This is a genomic window from Pseudomonas sp. BN414, assembly GCF_029871275.1.
In the GTDB taxonomy this organism is placed as follows: domain Bacteria; phylum Pseudomonadota; class Gammaproteobacteria; order Pseudomonadales; family Pseudomonadaceae; genus Metapseudomonas; species Metapseudomonas resinovorans_C.
On sequence record NZ_SSOL01000075.1, the window covers coordinates 154,351 to 178,422 of the forward strand.

25 protein-coding genes are annotated in these 24,072 nt (G+C 62.9%); 20 read left to right on the forward strand and 5 right to left on the reverse strand.

Translation table 11 applies throughout. The annotated features are described in order from the left end of the window. The gene (locus E8E95_RS23195) at positions 1–1,245 is read left to right on the forward strand and encodes a lipoprotein-releasing ABC transporter permease subunit (RefSeq protein WP_179059996.1); all 1,245 of its coding nucleotides are present in this window, start codon (positions 1–3) and stop codon (positions 1,243–1,245) included. A gap of 49 nt (positions 1,246–1,294) precedes the next feature. Here E8E95_RS23195 and E8E95_RS23200 read toward each other — a convergent pair whose 3' ends face one another. After that, positions 1,295–1,822 (reverse strand): DUF2062 domain-containing protein, encoded by a 528-nt coding sequence (locus tag E8E95_RS23200; RefSeq protein WP_179059995.1) that lies wholly within the window; start codon positions 1,820–1,822, stop codon positions 1,295–1,297. A gap of 173 nt (positions 1,823–1,995) precedes the next feature. Between E8E95_RS23200 and E8E95_RS23205 the strand changes: the two genes are divergently transcribed. From E8E95_RS23205 to murB, 8 genes are all read left to right on the forward strand, one after another. Continuing rightward, entirely contained in the window at positions 1,996–4,221 is a 2,226-nt protein-coding gene (locus E8E95_RS23205) for a DNA internalization-related competence protein ComEC/Rec2 (RefSeq protein WP_280354395.1), read from the forward strand. A 72-nt stretch (positions 4,222–4,293) separates the two neighbouring features. Then, positions 4,294–4,929: a MotA/TolQ/ExbB proton channel family protein gene (locus tag E8E95_RS23210; protein ID WP_120651631.1), complete on the forward strand. Its 636-nt coding sequence runs from the start codon at positions 4,294–4,296 to the stop codon at positions 4,927–4,929. Beyond that, positions 4,926–5,372, forward strand: coding sequence for a biopolymer transporter ExbD (locus tag E8E95_RS23215; RefSeq protein WP_077525329.1), 447 nt, complete (start codon positions 4,926–4,928; stop codon positions 5,370–5,372). The genes E8E95_RS23210 and E8E95_RS23215 overlap by 4 nt, the downstream gene beginning before the upstream one ends. Beyond that, entirely contained in the window at positions 5,372–6,376 is a 1,005-nt protein-coding gene (gene lpxK / locus E8E95_RS23220; protein ID WP_280354203.1) for a tetraacyldisaccharide 4'-kinase, read from the forward strand. Before E8E95_RS23215 ends, lpxK begins: the two co-directional genes overlap by 1 nt. A gap of 39 nt (positions 6,377–6,415) precedes the next feature. Beyond that, complete coding sequence (locus E8E95_RS23225; RefSeq protein WP_077525327.1) at positions 6,416–6,601, forward strand: Trm112 family protein; 186 nt, start codon at positions 6,416–6,418, stop codon at positions 6,599–6,601. Then, positions 6,598–7,362: a 3-deoxy-manno-octulosonate cytidylyltransferase gene (gene kdsB / locus E8E95_RS23230; RefSeq protein ID WP_280354204.1), complete on the forward strand. Its 765-nt coding sequence runs from the start codon at positions 6,598–6,600 to the stop codon at positions 7,360–7,362. Before E8E95_RS23225 ends, kdsB begins: the two co-directional genes overlap by 4 nt. Further along, entirely contained in the window at positions 7,362–7,826 is a 465-nt protein-coding gene (locus tag E8E95_RS23235) for a low molecular weight protein-tyrosine-phosphatase (protein ID WP_280354205.1), read from the forward strand. The genes kdsB and E8E95_RS23235 overlap by 1 nt, the downstream gene beginning before the upstream one ends. Then, complete coding sequence (gene murB / locus E8E95_RS23240; RefSeq protein ID WP_280354207.1) at positions 7,823–8,842, forward strand: UDP-N-acetylmuramate dehydrogenase; 1,020 nt, start codon at positions 7,823–7,825, stop codon at positions 8,840–8,842. Before E8E95_RS23235 ends, murB begins: the two co-directional genes overlap by 4 nt. Positions 8,843–8,918: 76 nt before the next feature. Here the strand turns inward: murB and E8E95_RS23245 are convergent, their stop codons facing one another. Then, on the reverse strand, positions 8,919–9,200 hold the full coding sequence (locus E8E95_RS23245; RefSeq protein WP_077525323.1) for a pyrimidine/purine nucleoside phosphorylase: 282 nt from the start codon (positions 9,198–9,200) through the stop codon (positions 8,919–8,921). Positions 9,201–9,278: 78 nt separating this feature from the next. After that, entirely contained in the window at positions 9,279–9,821 is a 543-nt protein-coding gene (locus E8E95_RS23250) for an exonuclease domain-containing protein (RefSeq protein ID WP_280354209.1), read from the reverse strand. A gap of 116 nt (positions 9,822–9,937) precedes the next feature. Here E8E95_RS23250 and E8E95_RS23255 point away from each other — a divergent pair, with 116 nt between their 5' ends. Next, positions 9,938–10,810, forward strand: a complete 873-nt coding sequence (locus E8E95_RS23255; RefSeq protein WP_280354211.1) for an NAD(P)-dependent oxidoreductase — start codon at positions 9,938–9,940, stop codon at positions 10,808–10,810. Between the two features lie 125 nt (positions 10,811–10,935). Here the strand turns inward: E8E95_RS23255 and E8E95_RS23260 are convergent, their stop codons facing one another. After that, positions 10,936–11,277, reverse strand: a complete 342-nt coding sequence (locus E8E95_RS23260) for a DMT family protein (RefSeq protein ID WP_179059986.1) — start codon at positions 11,275–11,277, stop codon at positions 10,936–10,938. A gap of 71 nt (positions 11,278–11,348) precedes the next feature. On the opposite strand from E8E95_RS23260, the gene E8E95_RS23265 reads away from it, so the two are divergent. Genes E8E95_RS23265 through E8E95_RS23275 form a run of 3 tightly spaced genes read left to right on the forward strand, consistent with a single transcriptional unit; the run spans position 11,349 to position 13,135 of the window. Further along, positions 11,349–12,188, forward strand: coding sequence for a hypothetical protein (locus E8E95_RS23265; protein WP_280354212.1), 840 nt, complete (start codon positions 11,349–11,351; stop codon positions 12,186–12,188). A gap of 45 nt (positions 12,189–12,233) precedes the next feature. Beyond that, positions 12,234–12,491, forward strand: coding sequence for a YkgJ family cysteine cluster protein (locus E8E95_RS23270; protein ID WP_280354214.1), 258 nt, complete (start codon positions 12,234–12,236; stop codon positions 12,489–12,491). 41 nt (positions 12,492–12,532) lie between these two features. Beyond that, positions 12,533–13,135 (forward strand): START domain-containing protein, encoded by a 603-nt coding sequence (locus E8E95_RS23275; RefSeq protein ID WP_280354216.1) that lies wholly within the window; start codon positions 12,533–12,535, stop codon positions 13,133–13,135. 66 nt (positions 13,136–13,201) lie between these two features. Here the strand turns inward: E8E95_RS23275 and gltA are convergent, their stop codons facing one another. After that, on the reverse strand, positions 13,202–14,488 hold the full coding sequence (gltA, locus tag E8E95_RS23280) for a citrate synthase (protein WP_077525316.1): 1,287 nt from the start codon (positions 14,486–14,488) through the stop codon (positions 13,202–13,204). A gap of 363 nt (positions 14,489–14,851) precedes the next feature. Between gltA and sdhC the strand changes: the two genes are divergently transcribed. The 7 genes from sdhC (at position 14,852) to lpdA (ending at position 23,943) form a co-directional block, all read left to right on the forward strand. Then, positions 14,852–15,226: a succinate dehydrogenase, cytochrome b556 subunit gene (sdhC, locus tag E8E95_RS23285; RefSeq protein WP_280354218.1), complete on the forward strand. Its 375-nt coding sequence runs from the start codon at positions 14,852–14,854 to the stop codon at positions 15,224–15,226. After that, complete coding sequence (sdhD, locus tag E8E95_RS23290) at positions 15,220–15,588, forward strand: succinate dehydrogenase, hydrophobic membrane anchor protein (RefSeq protein WP_069083276.1); 369 nt, start codon at positions 15,220–15,222, stop codon at positions 15,586–15,588. Before sdhC ends, sdhD begins: the two co-directional genes overlap by 7 nt. Positions 15,589–15,591: 3 nt before the next feature. Next, a complete protein-coding gene (gene sdhA, locus E8E95_RS23295; protein ID WP_280354219.1) occupies positions 15,592–17,364 on the forward strand; it encodes a succinate dehydrogenase flavoprotein subunit in 1,773 nt (590 codons plus the stop codon). Between the two features lie 11 nt (positions 17,365–17,375). Then, on the forward strand, positions 17,376–18,092 hold the full coding sequence (locus E8E95_RS23300) for a succinate dehydrogenase iron-sulfur subunit (protein WP_280354221.1): 717 nt from the start codon (positions 17,376–17,378) through the stop codon (positions 18,090–18,092). Positions 18,093–18,337: 245 nt separating this feature from the next. Beyond that, the gene (locus E8E95_RS23305) at positions 18,338–21,169 is read left to right on the forward strand and encodes a 2-oxoglutarate dehydrogenase E1 component (protein WP_280354223.1); all 2,832 of its coding nucleotides are present in this window, start codon (positions 18,338–18,340) and stop codon (positions 21,167–21,169) included. Between the two features lie 44 nt (positions 21,170–21,213). Further along, positions 21,214–22,437 (forward strand): 2-oxoglutarate dehydrogenase complex dihydrolipoyllysine-residue succinyltransferase, encoded by a 1,224-nt coding sequence (gene odhB, locus E8E95_RS23310; RefSeq protein WP_280354225.1) that lies wholly within the window; start codon positions 21,214–21,216, stop codon positions 22,435–22,437. 69 nt (positions 22,438–22,506) lie between these two features. Next, positions 22,507–23,943, forward strand: coding sequence for a dihydrolipoyl dehydrogenase (gene lpdA / locus E8E95_RS23315; RefSeq protein WP_280354226.1), 1,437 nt, complete (start codon positions 22,507–22,509; stop codon positions 23,941–23,943). Positions 23,944–24,072: the final 129 nt, after the last annotated feature.

The following is a 24,072-nucleotide window of genomic DNA, read 5'->3' on the forward strand; positions in this document are numbered from 1 at the left end:
ATGTTCAGACCTCTCCCGATCTTCATCGGCACGCGCTATACGCGTGCCAAGCGCCGTAACCACTTCATTTCCTTCATCTCGCTGACGTCGATGATCGGCCTGGCGCTGGGCGTGCTGGCCATGATCGTGGTGCTCTCGGTGATGAACGGCTTCCAGAAGGAAATGCGCTCGCGCATCCTCGGCATGGTTTCCCACGCCACGCTGAGTGCCGATCAGCCCCTGGCGGACTGGCGCCGCGTGTCCGATGCCGCGATGAAGCATCCGGAAGTCGTGGGTGCAGTTCCCTTCGCCGAACTGGAGGGCATGCTTTCCTTTAAAGGCATGATGCAGCCGGTGCAGATCAACGGTGTCGACCCGCAGGAAGAGACCAAGGTTTCCATCATCGGCAAGCACATGGTGCAGGGTGATCTCGATGCCCTGAAACCGGGCGAATCCGGCATCGTCATCGGCGAAATCACCGCGCGGCGTTTCCGCCTCAATGTCGGCGACAAGCTGACACTGATCGTCCCCGAGGTCAGCAGCGCGCCAGGCGGCATCACGCCGCGCATGCAGCGCCTCAATGTGGTGGGCGTGTTCAAGGTGGGTGCCGAGCTGGACAGCTCCTTGGCGCTGATCAATATCGCCGATGCCTCCACCATCCAGCGGCTGCCGGAAGGCCAGGTGCAAAGCGTGCGCCTCGCCCTGAAGGATCTGTTCCTCGCACCCGAGGTGTCGAAGCAGATCGCCGCCGAACTGGGGCAGGGCTATCGCGCTGACGACTGGACCCATACGCAGGGCAGCCTGTTCAGCGCCATGAAGATGGAAAAGACCATGATCGGTCTGCTCCTGCTGCTGATCGTGGCCGTGGCGGCATTCAATATTATTGCCACGCTGATCATGGTGGTCGCCGACAAGCGTGCGGACATCGCCATCCTTCGCACACTGGGCGCGACGCCGCGGCAGATCATGGCGGTGTTCATGGTTCAGGGCAGTGTGATCGGTGTCATCGGCACGCTGATCGGCACCGTGCTGGGTATCATCACGGCGCTCAACGTCAGCCAGTGGATCGCTGCGCTGGAGCGCGCCAGTGGCCGGCAGATCTTCAGCTCGGACGTCTACTTCGTCAGTTATCTGCCCTCCGAGCTGCAACTGGGAGATGTCGCACTGATCTGCACGGCGGCCCTGGTCCTGAGTTTCCTGGCGACTCTCTATCCGGCCTGGCGCGCAGCCCAGACCCAGCCCGCCGAGGCCTTGCGCTACGAGTAAGGGATGTACCTGCAATAAAAAACGCCGCATTCAATGCGGCGTTTTCATTTCAGCGGCTGTTTTCCCGCCGGGCCTTCTGGCGCTTGCGCCAACTGTGCCCGACCCACCAGCGCCAATAGAGCATCGTCAGCATGTACGCCGCAGCGCCGAGGAGGATGCCGCACACCACCGATCCTAGGAGAAACGGCTGCCAGAGCGTGGAAAGCTCCTGCGTGATCCATTCCCAGGTCAGTTCATCGGGTAGGGCGCGCGGAGAAATCTGCATGATCCACGCCCCCATCTTGTAGGTGCAGTAGAAAACCGGCGGCATGGTAATGGGGTTGGTCAGCCACACGAGGCCGACCGAAATCGGCAGGTTCGCGCGGACCATGATGGCCAGCCCGGCGGCCAGCAGCATCTGCATGGGAATGGGGATGAACGCAGCGAACAGGCCCATGGCCATGGCGCGGGCGACCGAATGGCGATTGAGGTGCCAGAGGTTCGGATCATGAATCAGGGTGCCGAGAAAACGCAGGGACTTGTGTTCCCTGATGGTGTCCGGATTCGGCATGTAGCGTTTGAAGATACGACGCGGCATGGGCGGTCTCTGGCCGACGGAAGCGCCGGGTATTATGCACACCCGGAAATGACATCGCCGGGTCAGTTTGTGTCGGCAAGTTTAAACGGAACTGCGCCGGTTGGATCGAAGGACGCAGGGCGGTACGGGATGTTGCCGCGATCTCCATCCCAGGGAAAGGGAATCGGATGCCCATGGTTTCGGGGTTGGCCACGCTTGCCGTCGGCCTCCTTCTATTGCGCTGGATGCCTGCCTTGCCACCTGCCTGGTGGCTCCAGGTCCAGCTGGTTCTCGGCTTCGCGCTGCTGACGTCGCGTGCCTGGCGCTGCGGGCTGGTCCTGCTTGGTCTCGGCTGGGCCTGCCTGAGTGCCCAATGGGCGCTGGACGATCGTCTGGCGTCGCAGTTGGACGGCCAGGTGCGCTGGCTGGAAGGGAAGGTGGTTGGCCTGCCCAGTACGGCAGATGGCGTGGTGCGTTTCGAGCTGGAGGACCCTTGGTCGTCGCGGGCGCAATTGCCCCGCCGGCTGCGTCTTTCCTGGCACGATGGTCCGCGTGTGCTCGCGGGCGAACGCTGGCGGCTCGCTGTTCGTCTCAAGCGTCCTCGGGGACTGGTGAATCCAGCGACCTTCGATTACGAAGCGTGGCTGCTGGCGCGGCGCATAGGCGCAACCGGTTCGGTGAAGACGGGGGAGCGCCTGGAGGTGGCCAGCGGGACTGTCGCCTGGCGCGACTCCCTGCGCCAAAGGGTGTTGCAGGTGGATGCCTGGGGACGGGCTGGTGGGCTCGCAGCACTGGTGCTGGGCGATGGCTCCGGCTTGCAGGACCGGGACTGGCGCCTGCTGCAGGACACGGGGACCACACACCTGATGGTGATTTCCGGTCAGCACATCACGCTGTTCGCGGGCGTGCTCTATGGCCTGGTGGTGCTGCTCGCCCGAAACGGATTCTGGCCTCGTTGGTTGCTCTGGCTACCCTCGGCGTGCGCCTTGGCCCTTGCCGGCGGACTCGGATATGGCGTGCTGGCGGGGTTCGATGTGCCCGTGCAGCGCGCCTGCGTGATGCTTGCGGTCGTCCTGCTCTGGCGTCTGCGTTTTCGTCATCTGGGGTTCCTCACACCTTTGCTGGCGGCGCTGTGCGTCGTCTTGCTGGCAGAACCGCTGGTGGTGTTGCAGCCGGGCTTCTGGCTGTCCTTCGGGGCTGTGGTCCTCCTGGTGCTGGCATTTGCCGGGCGCCTGGGGCCATGGCGCTGGTGGGCGACCTGGTGGCGCGCCCAGTGGGTCATGGGGTTGGGGTTGGCGCCGTTGCTGCTGGCCTTGGCCTTGCCCATCAGCCTCAGCGGCCCGTTGGCGAACCTGCTGGCAGTGCCCTGGATCAGCCTGGTGGTGTTGCCGCTGGCATTGCTGGGCACCTTGCTACTGGGTATTCCCCCGCTGGGGGAAGCGCTGCTTTGGTTGGCGGGCGGCGCGCTGGAGCTGCTGTTCCTGATACTGGGGTGGACCGCGACCCAGGTACCCGCCTGGATTCCCACGCAGGTCCCGCTCTGGGGTTGGCTCCTGGGGACAGTGGGGATTCTGCTGCTGATTGCGCCTGCTGGCGTGCCATTGCGTGCGCTAGGGCTGGCGCTGCTGGTGCCCATGTTGTACCCGCCGCAGGAGTCCCTGGCGCCGGGGCAGGCGGAGGTCCGGGTGCTGGACGTCGGGCAGGGGCTCTCCGTGCTGGTGCGCACCCGTGGACATGCGCTGCTCTACGACGCGGGGCCGCGCCGGGGTGACTTCGATATCGGTGAGCGCGTAGTAGTCCCGACGTTGCGTGGTCTGGGGCTGTCGCGGCTGGACCTCATGCTGATCAGTCACGCGGACTCCGATCACGCCGGTGGCGCCCTGGCCGTAAGCCGGGGCTTGGCGGTGGAGCGCGTGCTGACCGGCGAGCTGGAACGGCTGCCGCCTGAGCTGGGCGCCGAAGCCTGTCCGCCTGACCAGGCGTGGTCCTGGGATGGCGTGGGCTTCCGCATCTGGCAGTCACCGCTGACTGGCGACAGCAATGACGGCTCGTGCGTGTTGGCGGTCGAGGCCGCGGGTGAGCGCCTCCTGCTGAGTGGCGATCTGGGTACGCGGGGTGAGGCCGCCTGGGTCGCCAGCGGCCAGCCACTCGAAGCGCGCTGGCTGGTGGCGGGCCACCATGGCAGCCGGACGTCCTCCAGCGGCCCCTTTTTGCGTGCTGTGGCGCCAGAGAAAGTGCTGATTTCCCGAGGCCACCTGAATCCTTACGGCCATCCCCATCCGTTGGTTGTTTCGCGAGTTCGGGCGCTGCCAGCCGAGATCCATGACACGTCCGAGCAGGGGCATCTGATGCTGCGCCTGGGGGCCGGAGTCGAGCCGGAAAGCGAGCGCGAAAAGTCCGTGTTCTGGAGGGAAAAATGAGAACAGCGACGGTCGGCGGACGCCCGACCCTATGCTAGAGTGGCGCCACTTTTCCGAAGGGGATTTCCTACCGTGTGGGAGTTGGTCAAAGCCGGCGGCTGGATGATGCTGCCGATCATTCTGTGTTCCATCGCCGCCACCGCGATCGTTGCTGAGCGCCTGTGGACCTTGCGTATCAGCCGCGTGTCGCCGCCGCATCTGCTGGGGCAGGTATGGCGCCAGATCAAGGACAAGCAGCTGAACAGCCAGAAGCTCAAGGAGCTGCGGGCTTCTTCGCCACTGGGTGAAGTGCTGGCTGCGGGTCTGGCCAACTCCAAGCATGGCCGCGAGATCATGAAGGAGTGCATCGAGGAAGCCGCAAGCCGGGTCATCCATGAACTGGAGCGCTACCTCAACGCCCTTGGCACCATCGCCGCCATGGCGCCGTTGCTCGGCCTGCTGGGTACCGTGTTCGGCATGATCGACATTTTCGGCGGCTTCATGGAGAACGGCATGGCCAATGCGCCCGTGCTGGCCGGCGGTATCGCCAAGGCGCTGGTGACCACTGCCGCGGGCCTGATCGTCGCCATTCCGGCGGTGTTCTTCCACCGTTACCTGCTGCGTCGCGTTGACGAGCTGGTTGTGGCCATGGAGCAGGAAGCGATCAAGCTGGTGGAAGTGGTCCAGGGCGATCGCGAAGTCGACTTCGCAGAGGAAGCCAAAGCGTGAAGTTCCGCCGCCGGGCGGGCAATGTCGCCCGCGAAGAGGTGTTCCTCAACCTCACTTCGTTGATCGATGTGATCTTCGTGCTGTTGCTGTTCTTCGTGGTGACCACCACCTTCAGTAAACCCAATCAGTTGAAGATCGAGTTGCCCGAAGCCGTGAGCGGAACGCCGCCCCAGGAAACCGAGCTGAAGACACTGGAGCTGAGCATCGCTGCGGACGGCCAGTATTCGCTCAATGGCCAGAACCTCGTAAAGAGCGACCTGGCGACGCTGATCGCAGCACTGGGGCGTGAATCGGAAGGCGACAACAGCCTGCCGCTGGTCATTACCGCTGACGCACGCACCACTCACCAGTCGGTGGTCACTGCCATGGATGCCGCCGGCAAGCTGGGCTTCAGCCAGTTGCGCATGACCACCATCGAGGCCGACGCGGCCAAGAAGCCCTGATGGCCTTCTCCGACCGTCTGCTGGATGCCTGGTACCGGGGCCATCCCGCTCTTGGCCTGCTGAGCCCGCTGGAGTGGCTCTATCGCCGGGTGGCGAACGGCAAGCGTGCCGCCTACCTGGCGGGGCAGGACAGCAGTTACCGACCGCCTGTGCCGTTGATCGTCGTCGGCAACATCACCGTTGGCGGCACCGGCAAGACCCCGATGATCCTCTGGCTGATCGAGCACTGCCGGGCGCGCGGATTGCGCGTCGGTGTGGTCAGTCGTGGCTACGGGGCTAAGCCCCCACAACTGCCTTGGCGGGTGCGGGCAGAGCAGGGCGCCGAGCTGGCCGGCGACGAACCGCTGCTGATCGTCCAGCGCAGTGGCGTGCCGCTGATGATCGACCCAGACCGTTCCCGCGCCGTGCAGGCCCTGCTGGAGCAGGAAGACCTGGACCTGATCCTCAGCGACGATGGCCTTCAGCACTACCGCCTGGCGCGCGATCTGGAGCTGGTGCTGATTGACGCAGCCCGTGGGCTCGGCAATCGACGTTGCCTTCCCGCGGGGCCCCTGCGCGAGCCGCCCGAGCGTCTGGAATCGGTGGATGCGGTACTGCGCAATGGCGCCGAGGCCGATTCCGCCGAAGGCTTCTCCTTCAAACTGCAGCCGGGCGAACTGGTCAATCTGAAGACTGGCCAGCGCGTCGGCCTGGACCATTTCCCGTCTGGGCAGGCAGTGCATGCGGTGGCCGGCATCGGCAACCCGCAGCGTTTCTTCAGGACCCTGGAGGCGCTAAACTGGCGCCCGATCCCGCACCCCTTCGCCGATCATGCTGTCTATAGCACGCAAGCCCTGGCCTTCACGCCATCGCTGCCGCTGCTGATGACCGAGAAGGATGCGGTGAAGTGCCGGGCCTTCGCCGCCGCCGACTGGTGGTATCTGGCGGTCGATGCCGATCCGTCTCCAGCCTTCATTGCCTGGTTCGACGAACAACTGGCCCGCTTGCTGCCGAAACGCTTCTAACCCAGGTAGCCCTCGGGCTGCCATCTCAAGGATTCACTCATGGACCCGAAACTCCTCGATATCCTCGCCTGCCCCCTGTGCAAGGGCCCGCTGAAGCTGGCCGATGACAAGAGCGAGCTCATCTGCAAGGCCGACGCCCTGGCCTTCCCGGTTCGCGACGGCATCCCGGTGATGCTGGAAGGCGAGGCCCGCACCCTCAATGTCGATGAGCGTCTGGACAAATGACCCAGGCCTTCACCGTCGTCATTCCCGCGCGCTTCGCCTCGACACGCCTGCCAGGGAAACCGCTGCAGGACATCGCCGGCAAGCCGATGATCCAGCACGTCTGGGAGCAAGCCCGACGCAGCGCGGCGCAGCGTGTGGTGGTAGCCACTGACGACGCGCGCATCGTCGAAGCCTGCCAGGCCTTCGGTGCTGACGTACTGCTGACCCGTGCGGACCACAATTCCGGCACCGATCGCCTGGCCGAAGTGGCGAGCAAGTTGGGCCTGGCCAACGATGCCATCGTGGTGAACGTACAAGGTGACGAGCCGCTGATTCCGCCGGCCATCATCGACCAGGTGGCTGCCAACCTGGCCGCCCATGCGGAAGCCGGCATCGCAACCCTGGCCGAGCCGATCCAGGATGTGCAGGCGCTGTTCAATCCCAACGTCGTGAAGGTGTCCGCCGACCTCAACGGTCTGGCGCTGACTTTCAGCCGCGCGCCTTTGCCCTGGGCCCGAGATTCCTTCGCGACCAGCCGCGACCAACTGCCGGCCGGGGTGCCGTATCGCCGCCATATCGGCATCTATGCCTACCGTGCGGGCTTTCTCCACGACTTCGTCGCCTGGGGCCCGTGCTGGCTCGAGAACACAGAGTGCCTGGAGCAGCTCCGGGCGCTCTGGCACGGCGTGCGCATCCACGTCGCTGATGCCCTGGAAGCGCCTCCCGCCGGCGTCGACACGCCGGAAGACCTCGAGCGCGTTCGGCGCTTGCTGGGGGCCTGATGCGCGTCCTCTTCGTCTGCCTCGGTAATATCTGCCGATCGCCCACCGCTGAAGGCGTGCTGCGCCACAAGCTGCGTGAGGCCGGGCTCGCCGAGCGCGTGCAGGTGGACTCCGCTGGCACCGGCGACTGGCATGTGGGCAAGGCGCCGGACGCTCGTACCCGCATTGCCGCACAGCGCCGTGGCTACGATCTTTCGCAGCAGCGTGCACGCCAGGTTGCCCGGGAAGATTTCGCTGACTTCGATCTGATCCTGGCCATGGACGAGAACAACCTCGCCAATCTGCGCCGCCTGCGTCCCGGCGATTCCGCCAGCGAGTTGGACCTGTTCCTGCGCCGCTACCAGCTGGAACTGGATGAGGTACCGGACCCTTACTACGGAGGGGCAGAGGGCTTCGAGCAGGTGCTTGACCTGGTAGAGCGGGCCTGTGAGGCGCTGATCGTTGAAATCAAGGGGCGCCTGTGAGCCTGGTCCTGCACGAAAATCTGTCCCTTAAGCCCTACAACACCTTTGGCGTCGATGTGAAAGCCCGGCTCTTCGTCGAGGCGCACGACGATGCCGAAGTGCGTGAGGCTATCGATCTGGCCGCTCGTCGCGGCCTGCCACTGCTGGTGATCGGTGGTGGCAGCAATCTGTTGCTGACTCGTGATGTGGAAGCGCTGGTGCTGCGCATGGCCAGTCGAGGCATTCGCCTGCTGATGGATGACGGCTCGACGGTGCTGCTGGAGGCCGAGGCGGGCGAACCTTGGCACCCGCTGGTCCTCTGGACCCTGGAGCAAGGTCTGGGAGGGCTGGAAAATCTCAGTCTGATTCCCGGTACGGTGGGCGCTGCTCCCATGCAGAACATCGGTGCCTATGGCGTCGAGCTGAAAGACGTGTTCGCGGGTCTGACCGCCCTGGATCGGCAAACCGGCGCGTTGCGAGAGTTCCGCCTGGATGAATGTCAGTTCGCCTATCGCGACAGCCTGTTCAAGCGCGAGGCGGGACGTTGGTTGATCCTGCGTGTCCGTTTCAAGCTCAGTCGCGCGCCCTCGCTGCATCTGGAATACGGCCCGGTGCGTCAGCGCCTGCAAGACGAAGGCATCAACGCGCCGTCCCCCAGTGATGTCAGTCGCGCCATCTGCGCCATTCGCAGCGAGAAACTGCCTGATCCCGCCGTGCTGGGGAATGCCGGCAGCTTCTTCAAGAATCCGCTGGTCAGTGCCGACTTGGCCCAGCGCCTGCGGGGCGAATATCCGGACCTTGTGACCTATCCGCAGGGCGATGGGCAGGTGAAGCTGGCCGCTGGCTGGCTGATTGAACGGGCTGGCTGGAAGGGGTTCCGCGAAGGCGATGCCGGCGTGCATCGACTTCAGGCGCTGGTGCTGGTGAACTACGGCGCCGCCACCGGTCATCAGCTTCATGGGCTGGCTCAGCGCATCCAGGCGGATGTGGCGACCAAGTTTGGTGTCGCACTGGAGATGGAGCCGAACCTGATATGAGGTTCTCCAGCCTTGAATGAAAAAAACCGGCCAGTTGGCCGGTTTTTTTTTCGAGCCTCGGGAGCGAGGCTTCGCCTTAGCGGTACTCGCAGAGATAGGCGGTGTCCTGGGCCACTTTCAGCTGGAATTTGCTGTTGGCCGGTACGGTGAACTGGCTGCCGGCAGCGAAGGTTTCCCAGGTGTCGCTACCCGGCAGTTTCACGGTCAGTGCGCCGGCGATGACATGCATCACTTCCAGCTGGCTGGTGCCGAACTCGTACTCACCGGCGGCCATCACGCCGATGGTGGCCGGGCCTTCGGTCATGCCGAAGGCGATGGATTTGACGGTGCCGTCGAAGTATTCGTTGACCTTGAACATGCTGGGCTCCTGGATGGGGTCTGAAAGGGCCCGACAGTATGCCCAACGAGGGTTTCAGCGTCACTAGGTCGGGTGCATTCAGGCAGGCAGCACGAGCGGGAGCAGGCGCGCGGTGTTGCGAGCGTCTTCGAGGGCGCGATGCTGCTGGCCCTGGAAGTGCAGCCCAGCCAGTTGCAGGGCCGTGTGCAGACCCACCACGCGCTTGAGTTGGCGCGCTTCGGCAAAGCGCTGCTTCAGATTCAGGTGGGGTACTGCGGCGAGCAGGCTGTCCAGTCCATGCAGTTGCCATTCCTTCTCCAGTTGGCGACGGTCATAGTCGCCCCAGCTGACCCAGCCCACCAGGCGCGGGCGGTGATGGCCAAGCCAGCGCTCGAAAGTCTCCCAGACCTGCGGAAGGCTTGCGGCGCCGTCCACGTCGGCCTGGCTGATGTGAGTGAGCTGGCGACAGAATCCGGTCAGGCAGGGGCGGCGTGCCGGTCGAACGAAACGCTGAAAATGGTCGACCTCATGTCCGTCGGCGCGGACGACGGTCGCACCGATCTCGATGATTTCCATTTCTTCCAGGGGCCATCCACCTTCTTCGGTGGTGGCTTCCAGATCGATTACCAGCCAATGCGGCATGGGGTTCTCCTTGGCAAGGGGCGGCCGGGGCCAGCCTGCAGCGAGTATGGTGGCGCTTTCGCGGGCCGGCAAACTGCGTGTTAGGCTTTTCCGCAGGTCGACGAAGGAGAAGAACAATGGCTGAAGTAGCGTTCATCGGTTTGGGGGTCATGGGTTTCAACATGGCCGGGCACCTGGCCTGCGAAGGGCATTCGGTGCGGGTCTACAATCGCTCGCCGGGCAAAACCGAGCTGTGGTGCGATGAATTCGGCGGCGATGCCTTCGCCACGCCGCGCGAGGCGGCAGAAGGTGCGGAGTTCGTGATGGTCTGCGTCGGTAATGACGAAGATCTGCGCGCTGTCCTGCTCGGTGCGGATGGCGCTTTCGCAGGCATGGCGCCCGGTTCGATCCTGGTGGACCACACCACCGCGTCGGCAGATGTGGCACGCGAAATGGCGACCCTGGCCGCCGAGCGCGAGCTGGGCTTCCTCGATGCCCCGGTTTCCGGCGGTCAGGCCGGTGCCGAGGCTGGCATGTTGTCGGTGATGGTGGGTGGCGAGCAGGCGTTCTATGACCGAGCCGAACCGGTGATCGACAGCTACGCCAAGATGATTCGACGCATGGGCCCCGTTGGCAGCGGGCAACTGACCAAGATGGTCAACCAGATCTGTGTCGGCGGCCTGCTGCAAGGGCTCGCCGAGGCGCTGCACTTCGCCCAGTGCGCCGGGCTGGACGCGCAGGGCGCCATGGAGGTGATCAGCAAGGGAGCGGCGCAGTCCTGGCAACAGGAGCACCGCCATCAGACCATGCTGGACGGCAATTTCGATTTCGGGTTTGCCGTGGACTGGATGCGCAAGGACCTGTCCATCATCCTCGATGAAGCCGCGCATAACGGCGCGCAGCTGCCGGTTACTGCATTGGTCGACCAGTTCTACGCTGAGGTCCAGGCCATGGGCGGCGGGCGTTGGGATACGTCCAGCCTGATCGCGCGGCTGAAAAAGCCGGCGTAGCGAGTGAGGCAGGCGTCCTGAGCTAAGTCCAGGCTAGGCGGAAATCGGGGAGAAAGCGGAGTTGACGACTGTCAATGAGCATTTCGAGCCGATTTCCAACAACGTCTGGTCGACGATCAGGGCGCCTAGCTGCGGAAAATGAAGTAGACGGCGCCTAGTAGGCATACTCCCGCCCACAGATAGTCCAGCTTCAGCGGCTGCTGCATGTAGAGCACGCTGAATGGCACGAAGATCGCCAGGGTGATCACTTCCTGCATGATCTTCAGCTGGCCGACCGAGAGCTCGGTGTAGCCGATGCGGTTGGCCGGCACCATGATGAGGTACTCGAACAACGCAATTCCCCAGCTGATCAGGGCTGCAATTATCCAGGGCTTGGTATTGAGCGTCTTCAAATGGCCGTACCAGGCGAAGGTCATGAAGACGTTGGACAGGGTGAGCAGGGCTGCGGTCTGCATCCATACCGGCATGATCTTGGGCTCTGTGTCGTTGGAGGCCTGCAAGCCTAATGGGTGCTGATTTTCAAGGAAAGGGGCCGGCCATGGGGCACTGGCGTGGATTGGGATTTGTCGCACTGTTGCTGCTTGCGGCGGCAATTGCACTTCTGCGTGGCGCCGACGCCAGCCGCACGCAGCCGGTTGTCGCGGAGCTGCATCTGCCGCCGGCCTTCACCGTGGCGCGTGACTTCGATTTCGGGCGCTACCGGCTTTCCTGGCGGGGCACGGCATTCGGCGTCTACGCGCAAAACCGGCCGGAAAAAATCCTCTGGTCCGCCGAGGGCGGCTTTCTTGCTGCGGGCGTAGGGCGCCCGAATCCGTTGCCGCTGCTGTCGGAGCGCAAGTTGCTGTGTCGCGACCAGAGCCTGGAGTCGATCGAGCGCCTCGGGGCCAGGCTGCTGTTGAAGGGGCATCTGCGCTGTGCCGACGGCCGCCTGAGTGGTTATGTCCTGTCCTTCGAAGACGACGGCGAGCGAGGGGTGCTGCTGACTGTGGCGCTGGGTGATTCGGAGCTGGACCGGCTTTATCTCCGCTGGCGACGGGACGCAGGAGAACGCGTCTACGGGTTTGGCGAGCTTTCCGGTGCCTACGACATGTCGGGTCGACGCGTGATGGTTGCGCTGGGCGACGCTTCGGCTGCGGGGCAGGGGGGGCGAAGCATCGCTGCGACCCAGGCCTTTTATCTGACATCCGGCATGCGGGCTTTTCATAGCCAATCGACGGTCTATCAGGTGTTCGACCTGCGAGATCCCCATCGCATAGGGCTTGAAGTACATGAGGGTCGTCTGGCGGCGCGGATCTACAAGGGTGAAAGTCCACAAGAGCTGCGCGCGCACCAGGCGTCAGCGGTTGGGGTAATGTCCACGCCGACAGTGCCCAAGTAGAATGCGCTTTCGCCCGAGCACTCCTGTCATCCGAGGTCGTTCGCCATGCTCTGTCGCCCAGGTTGCGGTGCCTGCTGCATTGCACCATCCATCAGCTCTCCGATACCCGGCATGCCTTCTGGAAAGCCAGCGGGTGAGCGTTGCCTGCATCTGTCCGTAGAGAATCTCTGCCAGTTGTTCGGCGATCCGCGCCGCCCTGCTGTCTGTAGTGCCTTCGATGCGGACCCGGAAGTCTGCGGTGATAGTCGCGATGAGGCGATTCGCCTGCTCGCTTGGCTGGAACAGGCAACCTCGGCCGCTTAATCATTCGGCCGGACCATCGCCGGCCTGAGCAAGGAGAGATCATGAGATTCAAGGCTGTGGCGTTCTGCGCCCTGGGACTTCTCGCGGTGTCCGGCGCGCATGCCGACGACTGGAAACTGGCCAAGGACGAGGATGGCATCAAGGTTTTCCTGAGCGAAGTGCCTGGCTCCAGGTACAAGGCCTATCGCGGTGTCGCCATCATGAAGACGGATATCGCCACCTTGCGTGCATTGCAGGAGGACGTCTCCGGGTCCTGCGCCTGGATCCACGAGTGCAAGGAGCAGAAGCTGCTCAAGAGCGACGGTGCGCAGAGCTGGACCTACACCCGCTTCAATACGCCCTGGCCAGTCACGCCGCGGGATTCGGTCATCCACGTCACTTCGGAGCTGGGGGCGGATGGTAGTGTCACGCGGTTGCTGGAGGGGGTGCCCAAGTACCTGCCTGAGACAGAGGGCTATGTCCGGGTGAGCCAGGTTGAAGGCTTCTGGAAGCTGGTGCCGAAAACGGCGGGGGAGGTGGAGGTGACCTATCAGGTGCATACCGAGCCGGGTGGCAGCGTACCTTCCTGGTTGGCCAACAGCTTTGTGGTCGATGCGCCGTTCAATACCCTCAAGGCGATGCGCCAGCGGGCGGAAAAACGCTGAAAGGCTAGACGAAGTCGAAATAAAAAAGGCTGCCGATCGGCAGCCTTTTTCATGTTGCGGTCAACCTTACTTGCGGCCGTCCAGCGAGACGAAGTCACGCTGCTCGTAGCCGGTGTACAGCTGGCGCGGACGGCCAATCTTGTACGGGCTGGAGAGCATTTCCTTCCAGTGCGAGATCCAGCCGACGGTACGAGCCAGGGCGAAGATCACGGTGAACATGCTGGTCGGAATGCCAATGGCCTTCAGGATGATGCCCGAGTAGAAGTCTACGTTCGGGTAGAGGTTGCGCTCCTTGAAGTAAGGATCGTTACGCGCGATCTCGTCGAGCTTCATCGCCAGCTCCAGCTGCGGGTCGTTGATACCCAGCTCGGCCAGTACCTCGTCGCAGGTCTGCTTCATGACCTTGGCGCGCGGGTCGAAGTTCTTGTAGACGCGGTGGCCGAAGCCCATCAGCTTGAACGGATCGTTCTTGTCCTTCGCCTTGGCGATGAACTTGTCGATGTTCGAAACATCGCCGATCTCGTCCAGCATGCTCAGCACGGCTTCGTTCGCGCCGCCGTGGGCCGGGCCCCAGAGAGCTGCGATGCCGGCTGCGATACAGGCGAAGGGGTTGGCGCCAGAGGAGCCAGCCAGGCGAACGGTCGAAGTGGAGGCGTTCTGTTCGTGGTCCGCATGCAGTATGAAGATGCGGTCCATGGCGCGGGCCAGCACCGGGCTGATCGGTTTGATCTCGGCCGGGGTGTTGAACATCATGTGCAGGAAGTTTTCCGCGTAATTCAGGTCGTTACGCGGGTACATCATGGGCTGGCCCATGGAGTACTTGTAGGCCATCGCCGCAATGGTCGGCATCTTGGCGACCAGGCGCATCGCCGAAACTTCGCGGTGCTGCGGGTTATTGATGTCCAGGGAGTCGTGGTAGAAGGCGGAGAGGGCACCGACCACGCCACACATGATCGCCATCGGGTGAGCGTCGCGGCGGAAACCGTTGAAGAAGCTCTTCAGCTGCTCATGAACCATGGTGTGGTTCTTGATGGTGCCAACGAATTTGGCTTTCTCTTCCGCGTTCGGCAGCTCGCCGTTCAGCAGCAGGTAGCAGGTCTCCAGATAGTCGGATTTCTCTGCCAGCTGCTCGATCGGGTAGCCGCGGTGCAGCAATACGCCCTTGTCGCCGTCGATGTAGGTGATCTTCGACTCGCAAGAGGCGGTCGACATAAAGCCAGGATCAAAGGTGAAGCAGCCCGTGGAGGTCAGGCCCCGCACATCGACTACATCGGGTCCCATGGTTCCGGACAGAACGGGCAGCTCTACGGGGGCTGCGCCCTCGATGATCAACTGCGCTTTTTTGTCAGCCATAGCGGCCTCCTAGTTATGCTTGAAATCATCAGACAGCCCCCCACGCAGGGCCCGGGACACTATAGAGGTATAAATTCGAATGTCAATTTGAAGAAACCCATGTGCCACTGGGGTTTGCGTGGGTTTTTCGGTGCAAAAGGTGGGGCTATTTACGCCTTTTATATAGGCAGTGCAATCCGCCGTTAGGGGCAGGCGTTTGCATTGTCATTAGTCAGCTAACTGTCTATACTCAGCGCCCGATCGCCAGGGGCCCTGCGCCCATATTTCTGGTGGTCGGCACTCCCTTTGGTGAGGGGTACCTGATCAGTGCACTTCCCGACAACTTGCCCTGTTTGTTAGGGGCCTCAGTGTGAAAAAAAAGCCGTGAATAGCCAACGACCTGTAAACCTAGATCTCAGGACCATCAAACTCCCCATCACTGCTTACACGTCCATCCTGCATCGTATCTCTGGCGTCATCCTCTTCTTCGGCATTGCCGTGCTGCTGTTCGCACTCGACAAGTCGCTGAGCTCCGAGGAAGGCTTCGAGCAGGTCAAGGCGTGCCTGACCAGTCCGCTGGCCAAGCTGGTGGTTTGGGGCCTCCTGTCCGCACTGCTTTACCACTTGGTCGCCGGTGTGCGCCATCTGGTAATGGATGCGGGCGTCGGCGAGACGCTCGAGGGCGGCAAGCTGGGCTCGAAAATCGTCATCGTGATTTCTGCGGTGCTGATCGTGCTGCTGGGGGTGTGGATATGGTAACCAACGTTACGAACTTCTCGCGTTCGGGCCTTTATGACTGGATGGCCCAGCGCGTTTCTGCGGTCGTTCTCGCGGCTTATTTCCTGTTCCTGCTGGGCTACCTGCTGTTCAATCCGGGTCTGACCTACGCCGAGTGGCATGGTCTGTTCTCCCACACCGCGATGCGCATCTTCAGCTTGCTCGCCCTGGTCGCCCTGAGCGTCCACGCCTGGGTCGGCATGTGGACCATCTCCACCGACTACCTGACGCCGATGGCGCTGGGCAAGGCGGCGACTGTCGTGCGTTTCCTGTTCCAGGCGGTATGCGGCATTGCGATGTTCGCGTTCTTCGTCTGGGGCGTGCAGATTCTCTGGGGTGTGTGATCCATGTCTAGCATTCGTACTCTTTCTTTCGACGCCATCATCGTAGGTGGCGGCGGCGCCGGCATGCGTGCTGCGCTGCAACTGGCCCAGGGTGGTCACAAGACTGCCGTGGTGACCAAGGTCTTCCCGACCCGTTCCCATACCGTTTCCGCCCAGGGCGGCATCACCTGCGCCATCGCTTCGGCCGACCCGAACGACGATTGGCGCTGGCACATGTACGACACCGTCAAGGGTTCCGACTACATCGGTGACCAGGACGCTATCGAGTACATGTGCTCTGTAGGTCCGGAAGCCGTGTTCGAGCTGGAACACATGGGCCTGCCCTTCTCCCGTACCGAGCAAGGTCGCATCTATCAGCGTCCGTTCGGTGGCCAGTCCAAGGACTTCGGCAAGGGTGGCCAGGCTGCCCGTACCTGCGCCGCGGCCGACCGTACCGGTCACGCCCTGCTGCACACCCTGTACCAGGCGAACCTGAAGAGCGGCACCTCGTTCCTCAACGAGTGGTACGCGGTTGACCTGGTGAAGAACCAGGACGGCGCCGTGGTTGGCATCATCGCCATCTGCATCGAAACCGGCGAAACCGTTTACATCCGTTCCAAGGCCGTGGTTCTGGCCACTGGCGGTGCTGGTCGTATCTACGCCTCCACCACCAACGCCCTGATCAACACCGGTGATGGCGTGGGCATGGCCCTGCGTGCTGGTGTGCCGGTCCAGGACATCGAAATGTGGCAGTTCCACCCGACCGGTATCGCCGGTGCCGGCGTGCTGGTGACCGAAGGTTGCCGCGGCGAGGGTGGTTACCTGATCAACGCCCATGGCGAGCGCTTCATGGAGCGTTACGCTCCGAACGCCAAGGATCTGGCCGGCCGCGACGTGGTCGCCCGTTCCATGGTGAAGGAAGTGATCGCCGGCAACGGCGTGGGCCCGAACAAGGACCACGTACTGCTGAAGCTCGACCATCTGGGCGAGGAAGTTCTGCACAGCCGCCTGCCTGGCATCTGCGAACTGTCCAAGACCTTCGCGCACGTCGACCCGGTCGTCGCGCCGATCCCGGTTATCCCGACCTGCCACTACATGATGGGCGGCGTTGCCACCAACATTCATGGCCAGGCCATCACCCAGGACGCCAACGGCAACGACACCATCGTCGAAGGCCTGTTCGCTGTGGGCGAAGTGGCTTGCGTATCGGTACACGGTGCCAACCGTCTGGGCGGTAACTCCCTGCTCGACCTGGTTGTGTTCGGTCGTGCCGCTGGCCTGCACCTGGAGAAGGCGCTCAAGGAAGGTATCGAGGCGCGCGGCGCCAGCGAGACCGACCTGGAGCTGTCCCTCAAGCGTCTGTCCGGCGTCAACGAGCGCAGCAGCGGCGAAGAAGTCGCCCCCCTGCGTCGCGAGCTGCAACAGTGCATGCAGAACTACTTCGGTGTATTCCGTACCGGCGAATACATGCAGAAGGGTATTGCCCAGCTGGCGGAACTGCGTGAGCGCATCGCCAACGTCAAGATCAACGACAAGTCCCAGGCCTTCAACACCGCGCGTATCGAAGCGCTGGAGCTGCAGAACCTGCTGGAAGTCGCTGAAGCCACCGCCATCGCCGCGGAAGTCCGTAAAGAGTCCCGTGGCGCCCACGCCCGCGAAGACTTCGAGGACCGCGACGACGAGAACTGGCTGTGCCACACCCTGTACTTCCCGGGTGAGAAGCGCGTTACCAAGCGCGCCGTCAACTTCGCGCCGAAGACCGTTCCGGCGTTCGAACCCAAAATACGTACTTATTAAGGGTGGCCGATATGTCCAAGACTCTTACTGTCAGCGTCTATCGCTACAACCCGGAGAGCGACAGCGCTCCGACCATGCAGGACTTCCAGATCGACACCGACGGCAAGGACGTGATGGTCCTCGACGTGCTGGCACTGATCAAGGAGCAGGACGAGGGTTTCTCCTACCGTCGCTCCTGCCGTGAAGGCGTCTGCGGTTCCGACGGCATGAACATCAACGGCAAGAACGGCCTGGCGTGCATCACTCCGCTGTCCGCCGCTGGTCTGAAGGGCGGCAAGCTGGTGATCCGCCCGCTGCCGGGCCTGCCGGTCATCCGTGACCTGGTCGTCGATATGAGCATCTTCTACAAGCAGTACGAGAAGGTGAAACCGTTCCTGCAGAACGATACTCCGGCTCCGGCCATCGAGCGTCTGCAATCCCCGGAAGAGCGCGAGAAGCTCGACGGTCTGTACGAGTGCATCCTGTGCGCTTGCTGCTCGACCTCCTGCCCGTCCTTCTGGTGGAACCCCGACAAGTTCCTCGGTCCCGCTGCACTGCTGCAAGCCTATCGCTTCCTGGCTGACAGCCGTGACAACAAGACCGAAGAGCGACTGGCTGCGCTGGACGACCCGTTCAGCGTATTCCGTTGCCGCGGCATCATGAACTGCGTGAACGTCTGCCCGAAGGGTCTGAACCCCACCAAGGCAATCGGTCACGTACGCAACATGCTGCTGCAAAGCGGTACCTGATTCGTTTGCTGTACGCGTAACACCTGCGGCGCCGGCCTGGCTGGTGCCGCAGTAAAACCAGGAGCGCAGCCCACAAAGCCGTGCTCCTTATTTGAAAAATATATAGATGACCAGCAGGGGCAACCGGGCTGGTGCCCGGACTATCTGCGGGATCCTTGGTGGCTTTACCGAAGTCGCTGTGCCAGGACTTTTAAGCCCTAGTGGTGTCCATGCCGATGGTGTCCCCTTATCGAGGGTGACAAAGCATGCAAGAAAGCGAAATGCAGCGCATGTGGAACAGTGCCCACCTATCCGGTGGTAACGCTGCATATGTGGAGGAGCTCTATGAGCTCTACCTGCACGATCCCAACGCTGTGCCCGAAGAGTGGCGCACTTACTTCCAGAAGCTGCCGACCGACGGCAATCTTGCCACCGACGTTTCGCACTCCACCGTCCGCGATCATTTCGTCCTGCTCGCCAAGAACCAGCGCCGCGCTCAGCCGGTTTCCGCTGGCGCTGTAAGCAGTGAGCACGAGAAGAAGCAGGTAGAAGTCCTGCGCTTGATCCAGGCTTTCCGCATGCGCGGCCATCAGGCATCCAAGCTCGATCCGCTTGGTCTGTGGCAGCGTCCGGCTCCGGCTGACCTGTCGATCCGTCATTACGGACTGACGGATGCCGACCTCGATACCACCTTCCGTACTGGTGAGCTCTACATCGGCAAGGAAGAGGCTACTCTGCGTGAGATTCAGCAGACCCTCAACGAGACGTATTGCCGCACCATCGGTGCCGAGTTCACCCACATCGTCGATTCCGAGCAGCGCAAGTGGTTCCAGCAGCGTCTGGAAAGCGTGCGCGGCCGTCCCGCGTTCTCGCCTGAAGTCCAGAGCCACCTGCTCGAGCGACTGACCGCTGCCGAGGGTCTGGAGAAGTACCTGGGCACCAAGTACCCGGGCACCAAGCGTTTCGGCCTGGAGGGCGGCGAGAGCCTGATCCCGCTGCTGGACGAGATCATCCAGCGTTCCGGCTCCTACGGCCTGAAGGAAATCGTCATCGGCATGGCCCACCGTGGCCGTCTGAACGTGCTGGTCAACACCTTCGGCAAGAACCCGCGCGACCTGTTCGACGAGTTCGAAGGCAAGAAGACCGAAGGCCTGTCCTCCGGTGACGTGAAGTACCACCAGGGTTTCTCCTCCAACGTCATGACCCCGGGCGGCGAAGTCCACCTGGCCCTGGCGTTCAACCCGTCCCACCTGGAAATCGTTTCCCCGGTGGTCGAGGGTTCCGTACGTGCCCGTCAGGATCGTCGCCAGGACAAGACCGGTGACAAGGTTCTGCCTATCTCCCTCCACGGCGACGCAGCATTCGCCGGCCAGGGCGTGGTGATGGAAACCTTCCAGATGTCGCAGACCCGTGGCTACAAGACGGGCGGCACCATCCACATCGTGATCAACAACCAGGTTGGTTTCACCACCAGCCGTCCGGAAGACTCGCGCTCCACCGAGTACTGCACCGACGTCGCCAAGATGATCCAGGCGCCGATCCTGCACGTGAACGGCGATGATCCGGAAGCTGTGCTGTTCGTCACCCAGCTGGCCGTCGATTACCGCATGCAGTTCAAGCGTGACGTGGTCATCGACCTGGTCTGCTACCGCCGTCGCGGTCACAACGAGGCCGACGAGCCGAACGGTACCCAGCCGCTGATGTACCAGCAGATCAGCAAGCAGCGCACCACCCGTGAGCTGTATGCCGACGCCCTGAGCTCATCCCGTGTGCTCGACACCGCCGCCATCCAGGCCAAGGTCGACGAGTACCGTACCGCTCTGGACAACGGCCAGCACGTGGTGAAAAGCCTGGTCAAGGAGCCCAACAAGGAGCTCTTCGTTGATTGGCGTCCGTACCTGGGCCATGCCTGGACCGCGCGTCACGACACCCGCTTCGATCTGAAGACCCTGCAGGAACTCTCCAGCAAGCTGCTGGAATTCCCGGAAGGCTTCGTGGTTCAGCGTCAGGTCGCCAAGATCCTCGAAGACCGCCAGAAGATGGGCGCCGGTGCGATGCCGATCAACTGGGGCTACGCCGAGACCATGGCCTACGCCACCTTGCTGTTCGAAGGCCACCCGGTACGTATCACCGGCCAGGACGTGGGCCGTGGCACCTTCTCGCACCGCCACGCGGCGCTGCACAGCCAGAAGGACGCCAGCACCCACCTGCCGCTGCAGCACCTGTTCGCTGACCAGCCGAAGTTCGATCTGTACGACTCCTACCTGTCGGAAGAGGCCGTGCTGGCATTCGAATACGGCTACTCCACCACCACGCCGAACGCGCTGGTGATTTGGGAAGCCCAGTTCGGTGACTTCGCCAACGGTGCCCAGGTCGTGGTTGACCAGTTCATCACCAGTGGCGAGCACAAGTGGGGTCGCCTGTGCGGCCTGACCATGCTGCTGCCGCATGGCTACGAAGGCCAGGGTCCGGAGCACTCCTCCGCACGTCTGGAGCGCTACCTGCAGCTGTGCGCCGAGCACAACATCCAGGTTTGCGTACCGACCACCCCGGCGCAGGTCTACCACATGCTGCGTCGTCAGGTGATCCGCCCGCTGCGCAAGCCGCTGGTAGCCCTGACTCCGAAGTCGCTGCTGCGTCACAAGCTGGCCATCTCGACCCTGGAAGATCTGGCCGAAGGCTCCTTCCAGACCGTCATTGGCGAGATCGATGCGATCGAGCCGAAGAAGGTCGACCGCATGATCCTGTGCAGCGGCAAGGTCTACTACGACCTGCTGGAGAAGCGTCGTGCCGAAGGCCGCGAAGATATCGCCATCGTGCGTATCGAGCAGCTGTACCCGTTCCCCGAGGACGACCTGGCCGAGGTTCTGGCTTCGTACAAGAACCTCAAGCACATCGTCTGGTGCCAGGAAGAGCCGATGAACCAGGGCGCCTGGTACTGCAGCCAGCACCACATGCGTCGCGTCGCGGCCGCCCACAAGAAAGGGCTGTTCCTCGAGTACGCCGGTCGTGAAGGCTCTGCAGCTCCGGCTTGCGGCTACGCCTCCATGCACGCTGAGCAGCAGGAAAAACTGCTGCAAGACGCCTTTACTGTTTAACGCCTTCGCGCAGAAGAAACCGAATTAGATAGGAACCCTGAATAATGGCTATCGAGATCAAAGCCCCCACTTTCCCGGAATCGGTTGCCGACGGCACCGTGGCTACCTGGCACAAGAAGCCGGGCGATGCGGTCAAGCGCGATGAGCTGATCGTCGACATCGAAACTGACAAAGTGGTCATGGAAGTCCTGGCGGAAGCCGACGGCGTCCTGGCTGAAATCGTCAAGAACGAGGGCGACACCGTCCTCAGCGGCGAACTGCTCGGCAAACTGAATGCTGGCGCAGCTGCTGCCGCTCCGGCTGCTGCTGCTGCTCCGGCCGCCGCTCCCGCTGCCCAGGCTGCCGCTCCGGCCGCTGCTGACGACGCCATCCTCTCCCCGGCTGCCCGCAAGCTGGCCGAAGAGAACGGCATCGATCCGAACAGCATCGCCGGCACTGGCAAAGGCGGTCGCGTGACCAAGGAAGACGTGGTTGCCGCCGTCGAAGCGAAGAAATCCGCTCCGGCTGCTCCGGCAGCCAAGCCCGCTGCCCCGGCTGCCGAGGCTCCGGTCTTCGCCGCTGGCGATCGCGTCGAGAAGCGCGTACCGATGACCCGCCTGCGTGCCAAGGTTGCCGAGCGCCTGGTCGAAGCCCAGTCCACCATGGCCATGCTGACTACCTTCAACGAAGTCGACATGACTGAAGTCATGGCGCTGCGTTCGAAGTACAAGGACCTGTTCGAGAAGACCCACAACGGCGTACGCCTGGGCTTCATGTCCTTCTTCGTCAAGGCTTCCGTCGAGGCGCTGAAGCGCTTCCCGGCTGTCAACGCTTCCATCGACGGCAACGACATCGTGTACCACGGCTACCAGGACATCGGCGTAGCCGTTTCCAGCGACCGTGGTCTGGTGGTTCCGGTTCTGCGCAACGCTGAGCTGATGAGCCTGGCTGAAGTCGAGAGCGGCATTGCGACCTTCGGCAAGAAGGCCCGTGAAGGCAAGCTGTCCATCGACGAGATGACTGGTGGCACCTTCACCATCACCAACGGCGGCACCTTCGGCTCGATGATGTCGACCCCGATCGTCAACCCGCCGCAGGCCGCCATTCTCGGCATGCACAACATCATCCAGCGCCCGATGGCCATCAACGGTCAGGTCGTTATCCGCCCGATGATGTACCTGGCTCTGTCCTACGACCACCGCCTGATCGATGGCAAGGAAGCTGTGAGCTTCCTGGTGACCATCAAGAACCTGCTGGAAGACCCGGCTCGTCTGCTGCTGGACATCTGATCGGCAGTCTCTCTTTACGGCGGCCCCCCTTACAGGGGCCGTCCGGTTTCATACGAGAAGGAATGAGTTATGACCCAGAAATTCGACGTGGTAGTGATTGGTGCGGGCCCCGGCGGCTACGTTGCCGCTATCAAGGCAGCTCAGCTCGGCCTGAAAACCGCCTGCATCGAGAAGTACCAGGACAAGGAAGGCAAGACCGCTCTGGGCGGCACCTGCCTGAACGTCGGCTGCATTCCGTCGAAGGCGCTGCTGGACAGCTCCTACAAGTACCATGAGGCCCACGAGGGCTTCAAAATCCATGGCATCGAAACCAAGGGCGTCACCATCGACGTGCCTGCCATGGTTGGTCGCAAGAACACGATCGTGAAGAACCTGACCGGCGGCGTTGCCACCCTGTTCAAGGCCAACGGTGTGACCCTGCTGGAAGGCCACGGCAAGCTGCTGGCCAACAAGCAGGTTGAAGTCACCGGTTCCGACGGCAAGGTTCAGGTCGTCGAAGCTGTGAACGTGATCCTCGCTTCCGGCTCCAAGCCCGTGGACATCCCGCCGGCCCCGGTTGACCAGGACGTGATCGTCGACTCCACCGGCGCCCTGGACTTCCAGGCCGTGCCGAAGAAGCTGGGCGTTATCGGCGCTGGCGTGATCGGCCTCGAGCTGGGTTCCGTCTGGGCCCGCCTGGGCGCGGAAGTCACCGTGCTGGAAGCCCTGGACAAGTTCCTCCCGGCCGCCGACGAGCAGGTTTCCAAGGAAGCCATGAAGGTCCTGACCAAGCAGGGTCTGAAGATTCGTCTGGGCGCCCGCGTGACCGGCTCCGAAGTGAAGAAGAAGCAGGTTACCGTCAGCTTCACCGACGCCAACGGCGAGCAGAAGGAAACCTTCGACAAGCTGATCGTGGCCGTGGGCCGTCGCCCGGTAACCACTGACCTGCTGGCCGCTGACAGCGGCGTGACCCTGGACGAGCGCGGCTTCATCTTCGTTGATGACCATTGCGCGACCAGCGTTCCCGGCGTGTTCGCCATTGGCGACGTGGTACGTGGCGCGATGCTGGCCCACAAGGCTTCGGAAGAGGGCATCATGGTCGCCGAGCGCATCGCCGGCCACAAAGCCCAGATGAACTACGACCTGATTCCGTCGGTCATCTATACCCACCCGGAAATCGCGTGGGTCGGCAAAACCGAGCAGACCCTGAAGGCCGAAGGCGTTGAAGTCAACGTCGGCACCTTCCCGTTCGCCGCCAGCGGCCGTGCCATGGCTGCCAACGACACTGCCGGTTTCGTCAAGGTCATTGCCGATGCCAAGACCGACCGCGTACTGGGCGTTCATGTAATTGGCCCAAGCGCTGCCGAACTGGTCCAGCAGGGTGCCATCGGCATGGAATTCGGCACCAGTGCCGAAGACCTGGGCATGATGGTCTTCTCGCACCCGACCCTGTCCGAAGCGCTGCATGAAGCGGCCCTTGCTGTGAATGGCCACGCCATCCACATCGCCAACCGCAAGAAGCGCTAAGAGCAAAGAAGAACCACGGCGGACTGCCCGTGCCGTGAGCCCCCTGGGGCTCACCGCGGAAAGCCCGCCGGACTGCCTTCAACTGCAGTCACAGGTGGCGCGGCACCACGAATGCAGCGCCGAATGCGC